The sequence below is a fragment of the Marinagarivorans sp. genome (assembly GCF_982758155.1).
Map to the genome: position 1 here is coordinate 1 of NZ_CEXWTU010000142.1, position 12732 is coordinate 12732.

The window sequence follows — 12732 nt, forward strand, 5'->3', positions numbered from 1 at the left end:
CGCAGTTGAGGAAGTAGGAGGCAAGTATTATTGGATAAAGTATTTTTTCCTCGGCGCTTAATATTAAACAGCTGCCGGATAAGCCGCTCTGCAGCATTGAGTAATTGCAGCATTTAATATCAGCAATTCCATGAGTGCGCACGAAGCTTTCCCCTAAAATAGGAAATATTGAATTTTATTGTGCCTCAAAAAAAACATACATAATCTTTTTAAAAAATATAACCACGGCAAATTAACATGAAGTCATTAGATAAAATCGCCACGGCAATCATCCCCAACAACGGTGGCGAGCTAACGCTATTTCGCCGCGAAGATGAATTCTCCATTCGGCTTTCAGGCGTGCGCGGGGAGCTAATGAATAGCCGAGTATTCAATTCCGAACAAGAATTAGCCAAGCTGGGCTGCGCTCATATTAAAAATAAAGATAAATCTGAAGTCTTAGTAGGCGGCTTGGGCATGGGCTACACCCTTGCATCAGCACTTGAAAGCGTTACCGCAGGCTCACGCGTTACTGTCGCGGAGCTCATTCCAGAAGTTGTAGAGTGGAACCAAGGCCCCCTAGGAGAATGTGCCGGAAAACCTCTGGCGGATAAGCGCTGCCAAGTGAAGCTGGGTGATATTGCAAAACTGATAAAATTGGAGCAGCCCGATTTTGATGCCATTTTATTGGATGTCGATAATGGCCCAGAAGGCATTACCCACAGCAATAATAACTGGCTCTACTCTACCGGCGGATTACACGCTTTATATAACAGCTTACGGCCCGAAGGAATGCTGGCCGTATGGTCTGCAGGCATGGACTCCATGTTTGTTATTCAGCTAAAAAAAGCCGGTTTCACTGTTGATGTACGCACAGTAAGATCAAGGCCTGGTAAAGGCAGCCGGCATACTATTTTCTTAGCAAAAAAACCTTTTCGCTAACCCAAAGACGAGCCAGCCATTAACGTAAAGCCTCTTTCAATCAGGGCGAGGCAACGATTACTGCCACGCCCCTTAGGGACGAGGAAACAATATTTCATCCACTAATGCTTGATCTCGACCTCCTTATCTTCGTTGCTCAAAGCGTTACATGCCCCGGCATGCGCCCCTTTAAGCGCCTCGATAAGAAAGTCGATATCTTCGCCTAATTGGATAAACTATTATTGCCTCGCCCCTTACGCCATTTTTAAGCAGGATTTTTTTTGGAAAACCAAGTGATATACGGCTTCGATAGTAGCCAAACAGCCGATCGTTTTTTAAATCGCTTAAAAGCCGGCGCGGTAGCGAATGTTAGCGCCAGACGGCACAAAGGAGGGACACGTATTTTAGTGCGTTATCGCATTCCCGCAGATGCGACCTTCAGCACAACCTGCCAAGAATTAGACGACCTAGCAGCAAGCCTTGAAGGTTTTGAGGTATTACCCTAGAGCCGAGGAAAAATACTTTATCCAATAATACTTGCCTCCCGTCTCCTGTTTCCTCAGCCGCGTTGCTAAAAGCGGTTCAGTAAAAACCATTTATTCTGCAACATGTACTTGGTTGTGATTTTCATTTTATAAATAAAATTTACAACCAAAAACACCGAAAATCACAGCCCTTGCATCCAACTCAATAGCGCGTATAGTTGCGCCGATAGACCCACCCTGTATCGAGCCTACTGGCCCCACGCCTCTATCCTCCTTATCACGACACTACCCGCCTACAGCACCCCTGTTGGGCAATGCCGCTCTAGCGCCTACGTTTTCACACCTTAGCCACCTAAGGTCGATCATTACATTATTAATTCACGACTGCTCTGATTGTGCAGTATTACCCTGTGCGCGCTTGATTACTGTAAAAGTTAAGCCTGTAAATATTTTCCCAGGAGATTCATGTCCACCGTAAATAAAGAGCCACTTAAGTCACAACCTCCTATTATTTTTTATATAAAAGATCTGCCAAACTTATGTTCATTAACCGGCTTGGCTTGCACTCTACTGGCAATTTATTTCAGTATTGCTGGTATGTTTTACGCCGCGATGATCGGCATGATTTGGGCTGTAGCCTTTGATTGGCTCGACGGACTAGTTGCCAGAAAAATGAGTGGCCGCACAGGTAGTGATCGCATGTTTGGCGGCCAACTCGACCTACTGATCGACATCGTCAGTTACGGAGTCGCACCAGCAATACTACTGCTTAGCTTCGGGAAATTTTCCCCCATGCTTTTACCAATAGCTTTCATCATGCTCGCCGCCAGCGCAATACGATTAAGCTACTTCAGTACTTTTGGCCTCTCCAATGAGTCGCAATACACAGGCCTTGCACTGGACAACAACAATATTTTATTAGTCTTACTCTTCACCCTTGAAAGCATCTTACCTTACGAAACATTTGCTATATTTCTATACGCAGGCGCACTAGGTCTTGCAGCTTTAAATGTTTCGCAAATAAAAACGCCTAAGCTTTCAGGTAACCCCCGTAATGTCTACTTGCTTGCAATTTACACCATTGCAATCACGATGTTTTATAGCTGGAAAATGCTATAGCCATCACCAAACCCTTTAATGCGCACACCAATGATTACATTATCGAAGAGTAAAATATTGCATGATTGTATATACCGTAGGTACTTTTGATTTATTACACGTAGGCCACCTGGCCTTATTAGAATACTGCAAGTCTTTAGGCGATGTCCTTGCTGTTGGCGTGGCATCAGATCGTGTTGTAAATTCCTACAAACCTAACACTCCGGTAATACCGCTTGAGCAACGCATGGAAATGCTTAAAGCTTTAAGTTGCGTGGACATAGTGCACCCCTACGACAAACTTGACTACGTGCCCGGCTGCAAAGTTGTCGATGCCGATATTTTTGTTATTGGTGAAGATTGGGGCAACAAACCTCACAACATTGCAGTAGAGGCCTACCTAAAATTGAACGGGAAGCAGATTAAGCAAGTGAGCTATAATCCCCGCACATCATCCACAAGAATTAAACAAGATGTTCGAAATCAACTTGGCCAACGCAATAATTTAAAACTGTCTGCAGGCTAAGGCTGCGCCATAAGATTCTCGCCACTCACTGTAGTGGTCAACCCACCATGAGTTCACAGCAGATAACCTTAGCGCTCACCGGTCAACCTAGCCGTGAACCCCCGCTTGCCACCCAGCTTCTCAGTAGCCGACTCATAGAAAATACCTTATAGCTTCAAGGCTTGCGAAGATCACTCAAGCAAAGCGGCGCAATAAAGGCCAGCCCCAAGAGCCCCAACCTCAAAAAATCAGCAACTTGCCAGCGCACCCAATAGGGAATACGTGATGCCCACTGCAAGTTACTGAAAAACATGGGCGCGTCATCCGGCATTTGTTGTACCTACCGCGTACGAAACCTAGAATCACCCCCTCTTATGGTGGCAATAACACCAAAAACGATGCTCGCCATGGCGCCACTTCATGAGCGCTGACTGATTTCGGCTGCCAAACAGGGTTTTAATAAAAATAATGCAGCCCAAACGGGCTACTAGCGAGGGTACATGCTTCAATATTACATAACGAACAATTTGCAATTAAAGCAATCGATGCGGAACAGCATTATTGGGGTTAGCGCACTTATACTGTCGGCCTGCGTTGCAAGCACAGACACTCAAAGTTCCAACAATACAAGCCTAAGCAGTGAAGCCGTCGCCTCTAGCGAGACCGCACTTACGAGCAGCTCGCTAAGCAAATCCAGCGTTATCACTACCAGCTCTTCAACTGAAGCAATGCTATCCAGTAGCTCTTCTATAAGTAGCTCTTCTATAAGTAGCTCTGCAATAAATGTAAGCTCATCCTCCGAAGCCGCGGGACCACCCATGGTTAGCTGCGAGTTCATCGCAACAAACAACAATGGCAATAGCTTCAGTATCGAAGCGTTTAATATTATCAATAGCGATGTCCGCGCTGTAGACAGCTGGACAATCACGCTTGATTTTGGCGCGGGGAATATTAATGGCTACAACAATACCGTCTATGCTGATGCCGATCAGAAAATTGAACTGGGCACGGTAAGGCGTGAAGGCAATAGCTTGGTACTCAAGATTGATGGCGGCATGATCCCGGCAATGAGCATGCAGGCTATTTATGGCTTTGGCATTAATCCAGCAGGTATCTCTGGTGTGCCCGAGTGCGCGCTTAAAGTAAAAGTTGAAGGCTACGACGACAGCTTTGGCAGCGGCGGTTTCATCAGCGCGCCCCAAGAAGAACTCGACCTTTATTTTGCAGACCACCCCTGCGGCGTAGGCTATACCGCACTAGGCAACGGCGGCTGGCCAGCCTGCTTTAGAACCGAAGATGGCCAAGCTGTTTGTAAAAACGGGACATCCTTATTTACCTTAAAATGGACTACCGATAAAACACCCGTTAGCGATGTGATGCAGGTAACCGGAATGGGATCTGACCTGGCATTGGTTATTACTGCTGACGGCGCCGCCTACCGCGCGAAAATAGATATTGGTGTCGATCCAGAAAAAGACAAAATCGTTGCCTCGGGAGCCATAACCGCAAGTGCAGGCTTTACGCCGCGAGGCTGTATCATGATTGATGCCGGTAATAAGCGCGATCTTGTGTGTACCGACAAAGGCGATAAGTGGGAACGCCCAACATTACCCGAAGATTTTGACGTCGTACAATTAAGCGCGTCCTATAAAATGAACTGTGCGCTAAATACGAAAGGCGAGGCTTGGTGCTGGGGCCACCCAGATGCGCTGAGAGATATCATTACCGACACGCCATCGCGCATGCCTTTTAATGAGCCGTTGATTAACATCTCAGCCGACCAAAGCACAATCTGTGGCGTTAGCTATTCGGGCAACCCAAAATGCCTTTTGGATCAGTTTGTGCCTGGTTACGTAAAAACCGGCGAGTCAATCCCAGACTCTAGCAGTGGATTATATTTAGCCACCGATTTTGAACCCAACGCAGCGTTTTTTCATGGAGCCTATAACCGGGGTGTTATCGTGAGAAAAGATGGTACCGGGGTTTACTACACCAAGTCACTCGCCGACAGTGGTTCTCCTATCGCTTTAGGTATTGATGACATTATTGCCGCTGGCGGTAAACGCGATCAGATCTCTGTAATGACCGCCGCTGGCGATATCTATTCGGTTAATGGTGGCAGCGCCAATAAAGTTACGGAGTACAAAGCCCAGAACCCGCTCTGCCCGCTGCAATAAACCATAAAAGCTAAGCCCTTAGCCGCTAAGCCATAGCCCAGACCTTGTAAAAGGCCCTCTTTCTGAGGGTCATGTCTTATGCTCCCTAACAAAAAAAATCGGCCAATCGTGATCTCTTGTGAGCTAATAATATCGCACCCTCTATCTAAAAAAAGGCGATACGCTATCTAGCTGTAACGACTCCAAATATCGGCGCACAACTTCATAAGTACCCTTAAAGGCAATGCCAACCTTACACACACCATCAACCTGGCAAGCCGCCGACTTCACAAAAACCTCTAACGTTACTGGCGCTTCTAATGTGGGAAAATAAATTTCAAGATCTATTGTTGTGTTTTGCCCAATAGAAAAGGCAATAAAATCGTAACTGGCATCACGATTAACCTCCAGCTGACACCCCCCGTGGCTAATATTCGAAATCACACCGTAGGACTCCAACTCCCCCTGGCGTATGTCGCACGATAAAGCACAGGGGAACCGTGTTTCGGAGCGCAGCAATCTGGTTTCGATCATTTCGGGGAAACGAACAATCAGCAATCGATCATCATAAATGGCTTCGAAAGCCCCCTCAAAAGCTACCACATAGCCTTCGTGAATAGTACGCATCTCAAAAATATCATCGGGCGCAAATATCGCTTCGTAACCAAAACCTTCTGGCAGATTTTGTTTAAGGGGCAAAGTCATTATCACCGAATGAGGGGCGTCGACGCCCACCAAACTGACGGTAAAATGAAAATCCCCGCTTTCACTGTTGACATGAACAACAGAGCCTATCGCTAATTCAAGGATTCGATCGGGTGGATAATACTGTTCCAAGCGGCTGCCTATATAAAGATGTGTGCTCTATAACCAATAGTCCATAAAACCACAAACAACAAGAAGAGCATCGACAATCCGCTCACTTCAGGCCAGTATTTTCAAGGTATAACCCTTCCCCTTATAAGCCAATAGCACAAACCAGAATCAACAACTTCTTATCCTCGCCGGACTATGGTACTTTCCCCGTTTTTTACGGAATGCTACCCATGCCAAAAGCCAGTGAGATCAAAAAGAATGTGGCCGTCGATTACAACGGTAAAGTTTATCTCGTCAAAGAAGTGACCAAATCCGCCGTGTGTGGTCGTGCGGGCGGCAGCCTTTACCGTATTCGCATGTATGAAATTGCTACAGGCGCGAAAGTCGACGAAAGCTTTAAAGCCGACGAGATGATTAACCTCGCAGACTTTTCACGCCGCCCAGTCACGTTTTCATACGTGGATGGTGAAGAGTATGTCTTTATGGACAGCGAAGACTACACGCCTTACAACCTGAACAAAGACACTATTGAAGAAGAGATTCCCTTTGTGACAGAAAGCACCGAAGGCATGCAAGTTTTCGTTGTTAACGAAGTGCCTGTTGCTCTGGACCTACCGACATCGGTTGATCTGTTAATTGTGGAAACAGACCCTTCGATTAAGGGCGCTTCCGCCACTGCACGCACTAAGCCGGCCACGCTTTCGACCGGCTTAGTTATTCAGGTACCCGAGTACATATCCAATGGCGAAACGGTAAAAGTAAGCACCGCAGACCATAAATTTATGAACCGGGCTTAAGGGTCGGGTAATCACACCCTTCGCTCACCGAGGGCTTCGATAGTTCGCTAGCCCTCGATTGCTTTTATTACCGCCCAAAATATGTGGCGGCCAAGTCAAACGCATTAACCCCTATTTTTTCGCCAATAATCCTGCCCGGAATATCATCTTGCGGCGGATGAATGCCGCCCCATATTCGCGACAAACTGCATTGATCAGAAGCATCGCGGTAGGTTGCCCACTCCAGTGTAATGTCTACACTCGGCCCCTGTTCAAATACGAGAAAATCATTAGCTTTAATATCAAAACCACTTTTGCCACCAGGGAAATATTCATCACCCGTTAACAGCGTAAGTACTTCAGCGGCGGCACGTGAATAGGTCGAATGGCCAGAAACGTAACCCGCAAAAGGTGGCGACACAAAAGATGGGCGCTGATAAGGCCACCAATTTTCGGCCAATATCCAGCCGACATCGCCCGTGTCATTAATCGGGTTAACGACGTAGTCTGGCCCTTGCCATGCCCGTATTTTTATCTTTCCTGCAAACTGGTTATCGTAACCCGCTAGCGGATCCCCTGCCTGTACCAGCTCGATGTAACCCGGTGTTAGCGGTATGCCCTCGGGGTGCCAAGACGGTGCCGATGCATCACTGCTTTGGCCCAAGTCAGCCATAGCCCTTAATGCCGAGACCGGGCGTACATAGTCATACCAGCCTTTAATACTCCAAGCCGAAATTGCCGCATCGTGCATTGCGCCGCCCAAGGTAAAGTAGGCTTTAATATCCCACTCCAGTACATCAAGCTCTTCACCTTCACCCCGAAAACGACGCTCTAAATCAGGATGATCGGTGACTGAATTTAGAATAACGAACCAATGCCCAGGTGGCGTTTCTGAATCAGGGCCATCCGCCCAAAACTCGGCTAATACGCGCGTATAGTCACCCCGAGGTACCCACTGAGGCTCGTACGGCATCCCAGTTTTAGGGTTAACCGAGTGACCTTGGCTAGCACCACCACCGTCGATGGCGGCATAAAAACTGGGGTAATCCTCTTCTTGAACCGGAAGCGAGCCAACGTTACCGATGCTTGCCGGCGATATATCCCACATCACACCATCGCTAGGATCTAAGTGCGATGACCACAGCGCCACCAAACTAAACCCCCACTGATAAGCCGTCGATAAGGCCCCTCCCAGTTGCGACGGTGCGCCGGGGTCGTGATAAACCTTATAATTGTCACCGTCGCGCTGATGTATTGATAATTCATTATCCGTTAAAGCGAACGGCTGAACATTGCCCCACTCTGGCCCCAAAAACTCCAATGCTCCGCCCGTAATCGGGTTACCGGCCTGGTCAATAAAAGTGGATAGCGCTAGCGGCTGCCAGCGATTAGGATCAACAATATCTGGGTTACCGGGTAATTGAGGAGATAGCGGCGGATTGGCCGGCGAATAATTTATGCTGGCATAACCATTGATTTCATTCGAGCCATCTTGCAGTCCAAATTGGATATAACATTCACCAATAAAATTCCCTAAAGCGGCAGCATCACCTTGGGTAATATCTGTTGACTGCATACTCATATCGTAACCCAGCTCCAGCATCAGGTTATCGGCATTTAAAGTCGTTACCGCCGCGCTGGGTGATGCCGCAAAGCGATGGCGAATTAATCGATAAGCCGCATAAGAGATGGCCTCCTCTGCCTGGCTTTGCTGTAATAAGACGTCGGCGCTTTGTGGGTAGGCATTAAAATCTAGCGTGCAATCCGTGCTGCCATATTGTTGCCCCAAAAGATAAGGATTAGCGTTTACAGAGTAGGTACTCCACGCATCATACATCGCCGCCGATAAGTGATATAAGTTTCTGGCGTGTACCGTAGGGCGCGCATAATCGTTGCGTATAGCCTCTAAAATTAATTCATTCCACTGCCGCGCCACTGAAGCTTTTTCAACAATGGGCGGAATCGGTTTATCGCCAGGACCAGCAACCTGATCGTTATCACTACTACAGGCAGAAATTCCTAGACACAGCGGCAATAGCGCACTGAAAACACCCGCCTGCCCCGTTAAACCTAATCGCAATCTGTTCCACAACAATATCATTCAATACATTCCTTAAAAACGCCGACGACTAAAACTAAAGTAACTATTCAGGTGGGTTAGAAATAATGCCTACCTAAAAGGCGAATTGATTATTTTCTGGGCATTCAAGCGTCGGGAACGCTTGCATAGCGCCCAAGGATCGTGACATGGATGTCACTTATTAGGGCAACGCAGGAGCAGTTGCCGATGGCTTGAGCGGCCTAGAAAATGATCAATTTGCCGGCCTATTCGAGCATGGCTGAATAGTTACAAACTAAAAACTAAAAAACCCTTCAAGTTAACAAACGACTTGAAGGGTTTAGGAACGAAACTAATGCCATTAACGAAGCAAATTTTTTGTACCGTTTTTAATACCGCGACCTATACGCAACCTCAATAATAAAAACCCAAACAAGCCCAGTAAACCGCCACCAATAGCACCACCGCTTGAACCACCAGCGTTAGAATTAGCTCTCTCATCACCCACTGCCATCACGGTAGGGAAGTCGTTTTTAGCCAATACTACAGGTGCACTGGTGCCACTGGTTTTCTCTACTTGCCACACAGCTGCCTGCTGCGATGCGTCAACGGCCGGGCCAGAAGGCCGCCCTAAGCCTAATGAATCAATCACCAACTCATCTTTCCGCCCTGTACCCTGCCCCAACTTAAGCGTCCAATGATCTTGGTTATCAACGCAGGCACTTGTGAGTGTTGCATTACGGGTTAACGACTGATCACCCATTGAAGAGTTGAAAGTAAACTCTGGATTCATATCCATTTCATTCGCCGACAAAGTCGTATACAGCCGCGTTAAATATAAATCGTCATCAAGAATATCAATGGCGTTATTTACCGGTGTAATCAGCTGGTCTGTAACGGCTTGTATTAAAGCCGCCCGCGCTTGTGTTAACTGCTCAGCAGTAAAGACCTCTTCCATACTCAGCGGTTGCCCATACACAAAATTATTACTCGTCGGTAAAGTATTGCGAAGACTATCCTGTACCACCGTCGAGCCGCCTTGCTGCCACAAACGGCTAATAAAACCAGCATCGGAAAGCGAGGCGTTTTCAGCTAATGTATTCTCCCATTGCATGGAGGTAGTAAAACGCTCGGGTAGATTAGGCAAGTAACCCGCAAAATCCGTCGCAAAGCCTTGACCGCCAGCTTCATCCATTGCTGTCGTTATCAGGTTTTGGTAGCTTACATAAGCAGAGCGGTTACCCGCGAACCAATTCAAACGTGAGTAGTTGGGCGTTACATGCTTAAAGTTTTTAGGCACGCCACGACCTTCGCCTAGCAACCAAACCAGAACACCCATATCGTCTTGCGCCGCTACTGCGGTTAACGTCATTGGAATAACGGGCACATCGCTTTCATATTTCAAAATAATGGGCTGGATACTGCCAACATTGACATTATTCTTCAGCTTTAAAACCACAAATTTGGATTGTGCGGCAATATAGGGCGCCAGTAAGCTACCGCCCTCGTCCGTTAAATCGAGATTATTCTCTTCCAGCCAAACCGCTAAAGCCCCCGAGTCATCACTGCTTACCACCAGGGCATCAAAAGGCCCCACACTCAGCTGACTTTCTATAACAACTCCAGTTGACGTGTCGGATTCGCTATTGAGTGCGCTGGTAGGGGAAACTCCGCCAGTAACAGCCCTAGCTTCGTCTATTGGGCACCCCTCGCCAACCCGCTCCAATAAAAACTGCGGGCGTGTACTCAGCTCCAGCTCAGTAAATATTTGATCGCTCCCTAAGGATATTTCAGGCGTTTGGGGAACAGGCAGCACCCAACCAAAATCTTCCGCATTGCCCACATAATCGATTTTGATCATGGCCGTGGTTTGACCACCATCCTGGCGAAACACAATTTGCTCGCCCGCCTGATTAATCGGCAGAAAATCACAAAAAAAGCCACCACAAGCACTACTCTGCTGCGCAGCGCCAAGGCTTAATAACATCAACAAACTGGATAACGGTTTTTTTACACTCGGGGATACAGCCACAATCACAATCTCCATTTTTATGGTTGGTCGTAAACGTTTTAGGGACGAGGAAACAATATTTCATCCACTAATACTTGATCTCGACCTCCTTACCTTCGTTGCTCAAAGCGTTACATGCCCCGGCATGCGCCCCTTTAAGCGCCTCGATAAGAAAGTCGATCTCTTCGTCTAATTGGATAAACTATTATTGCATCGCCCCTTAAATAAACCAAAAAAAATCAGAAAAAAGCCACAAAATAACTTTTTACTGAGTTTTATTAATAATTTTTTAAGGGTGCTCGTTTAAATGAGATTTTTAGGGCTTGCTTGCGCCTCTTGAAATACGAAGCCTTAACAGCAAAAACCCAAACAAACCCAGCAAACCACCACCGAAAGAACCACCGCTTTTCACATCAATACCTGTATTAGAAGATGCAGTACTACTTACAGAGACCGCAACACTACTTGCAGCGCTAGACACTGACGAAGCGCTTGAGGACGAGTTACTTGAAGACGAATTACTTGAAGAGCTATTGATAGGCATAACACTAATATTGCCCACAGTAACTAGCGTTTGGAAATCGTTATTAGCCACAATGATTGGGTCACTCGTGCCGCTCGTTTTTTCAACCCGCCAAGCAGCCGCTTGCTGGGATGTACCCGCAGCACCATTAAACGGGCGCCCTTGCCCTAACGAGTCAATAACAAGCTCATCTTCGCGCCCCGTTCCGGCACCAAGCTGTAAGGTCCAATGATCTTGGTTATCGACACAGGCACTTGTGAGTGTTGCATTACGGGTTAACGACTGGTCACCCATCGAGGGGTTGAAGGTGAACTCGGGGTTCATATCCATCTCATCAGCCGACAAGGTGGTGTAAAGCCGAGTTAAATATAAATCGTCATCAAGAATATCAATCGCGTTGTTTACCGGTGTAATAAGCTGGTCATTAACCGCCTGTATTAAATCAGCCCGCGCTTGCATCAACTGCTCAGTAGTAAAAACTTCCTCCATACTTAGCGGCTGCGCATACACAAAGGTATTACTCGTCGGTAAAGTACTGCGGATAACATCTTGCACTACAGCCGAGCCACCGAGCTGCCAAAAGCCACTGATAAACCCAGCATCAGATAAAGGGGCATACTCCGCTAACGCTCCCTCCCACTGGTTAGCCGTACTAAAGCGCTCGGGTAAATTGGGTAAATAGCCGGCAAAGTCCGTCGCAAAACCTTGCCCGCCGGCCTCATCCATTGCTGCAGGAATAAGGTTTTGATAACTCAGATAAGCGGAACGATTACCATTAAACCAGTTTAGACGCGTGTAATTAGGTGTTACATGCTTAAAGTTTTTAGGCACGCCACGGCCATCGCCTAGCAGCCACACCAAAACACCCATATCGTCTTGCGCGGCTACCGCCGTTAACGTCATAGGAATAACAGGCACATCACTTTGGTACTTCAAAATAATGGGCTGAATACTGCCAACGTTGGCAGTATTTTTAAGCTTTAACACCACAAATTTAGACTGCGCCGCAATATAAGGCGCCAACAAGCTACCGCCCTCGTCCGTCAAATCAAGGTTGTTATCTTCCAGCCAGATAGCCAACGCTTCGGGATCATCGCTGCTCACCACCAACGCATCAAAGGGCCCAACACTTAGCTCGCGCTCAATAATTACACCCGATGATGAAGAGGCTTGACTACTAAATGTCGCCTGCGATGACACGTTTGCCGGCATCCCAAAATCGAACACTGGCTGCGGGCAGCCCTGGCCTTTTCGCTCCAGCAAGAACTGCGGTCGCGTATTGAGCTCTAGCTCTGTAAAGGTTTGATCGCTCCCTAAGGATATTTCAGGCGTTTGGGGTACAGGCAGTACCCAACCAAAATCTTCCGCATTGCCCACATAATCGATTTTGATCATGGCCGTGG

Annotated in this window: 12 protein-coding genes; 6 read left to right on the forward strand and 6 right to left on the reverse strand. The window is 47.3% G+C overall.

Features of this window, described 5'->3' with window-relative positions:
• The first annotated feature begins 237 nt into the window (after positions 1–237).
• From AC3A8L_RS14215 to AC3A8L_RS14230, 4 genes are all read left to right on the forward strand, one after another.
• Entirely contained in the window at positions 238–921 is a 684-nt protein-coding gene (locus AC3A8L_RS14215; protein WP_487962930.1) for a spermine/spermidine synthase domain-containing protein, read from the forward strand.
• 260 nt (positions 922–1181) lie between these two features.
• Positions 1182–1406: a hypothetical protein gene (locus tag AC3A8L_RS14220; protein ID WP_487962931.1), complete on the forward strand. Its 225-nt coding sequence runs from the start codon at positions 1182–1184 to the stop codon at positions 1404–1406.
• Positions 1407–1850: 444 nt separating this feature from the next.
• A complete protein-coding gene (locus tag AC3A8L_RS14225) occupies positions 1851–2504 on the forward strand; it encodes a CDP-alcohol phosphatidyltransferase family protein (protein WP_487962932.1) in 654 nt (217 codons plus the stop codon).
• 61 nt (positions 2505–2565) lie between these two features.
• On the forward strand, positions 2566–3009 hold the full coding sequence (locus AC3A8L_RS14230) for an FAD synthase family protein (protein ID WP_487962933.1): 444 nt from the start codon (positions 2566–2568) through the stop codon (positions 3007–3009).
• Between the two features lie 154 nt (positions 3010–3163).
• Here AC3A8L_RS14230 and AC3A8L_RS14235 read toward each other — a convergent pair whose 3' ends face one another.
• Positions 3164–3319 carry a hypothetical protein gene (locus AC3A8L_RS14235; RefSeq protein ID WP_487962934.1) on the reverse strand — a complete coding sequence of 52 codons (156 nt, stop codon included), beginning with the start codon at positions 3317–3319 and terminating at the stop codon, positions 3164–3166.
• Between the two features lie 279 nt (positions 3320–3598).
• Entirely contained in the window at positions 3599–3808 is a 210-nt protein-coding gene (locus AC3A8L_RS14240) for a hypothetical protein (protein WP_487962935.1), read from the reverse strand.
• Between AC3A8L_RS14240 and AC3A8L_RS14245 the strand changes: the two genes are divergently transcribed.
• Complete coding sequence (locus tag AC3A8L_RS14245; RefSeq protein ID WP_487962936.1) at positions 3807–5165, forward strand: RCC1 domain-containing protein; 1359 nt, start codon at positions 3807–3809, stop codon at positions 5163–5165. The two genes, AC3A8L_RS14240 and AC3A8L_RS14245, sit on opposite strands and share 2 nt — an antisense overlap.
• Before the next feature lie 141 nt (positions 5166–5306).
• Here AC3A8L_RS14245 and AC3A8L_RS14250 read toward each other — a convergent pair whose 3' ends face one another.
• Entirely contained in the window at positions 5307–5981 is a 675-nt protein-coding gene (locus AC3A8L_RS14250) for a PilZ domain-containing protein (RefSeq protein ID WP_487962937.1), read from the reverse strand.
• A 209-nt stretch (positions 5982–6190) separates the two neighbouring features.
• Here AC3A8L_RS14250 and efpL point away from each other — a divergent pair, with 209 nt between their 5' ends.
• Positions 6191–6757 (forward strand): elongation factor P-like protein EfpL, encoded by a 567-nt coding sequence (gene efpL, locus AC3A8L_RS14255; protein ID WP_487962938.1) that lies wholly within the window; start codon positions 6191–6193, stop codon positions 6755–6757.
• 67 nt (positions 6758–6824) lie between these two features.
• On the opposite strand, the gene AC3A8L_RS14260 is transcribed toward efpL, so the two are convergent.
• From AC3A8L_RS14260 to AC3A8L_RS14270, 3 genes are all read right to left on the reverse strand, one after another.
• Positions 6825–8837: a vanadium-dependent haloperoxidase gene (locus AC3A8L_RS14260; protein WP_487962939.1), complete on the reverse strand. Its 2013-nt coding sequence runs from the start codon at positions 8835–8837 to the stop codon at positions 6825–6827.
• Between the two features lie 319 nt (positions 8838–9156).
• The gene (locus AC3A8L_RS14265) at positions 9157–10827 is read right to left on the reverse strand and encodes a DUF2330 domain-containing protein (RefSeq protein WP_487962940.1); all 1671 of its coding nucleotides are present in this window, start codon (positions 10825–10827) and stop codon (positions 9157–9159) included.
• 295 nt (positions 10828–11122) lie between these two features.
• On the reverse strand, positions 11123–12732 hold a 1610-nt coding region (locus tag AC3A8L_RS14270), incomplete at its 5' end, for a DUF2330 domain-containing protein (RefSeq protein ID WP_487962941.1).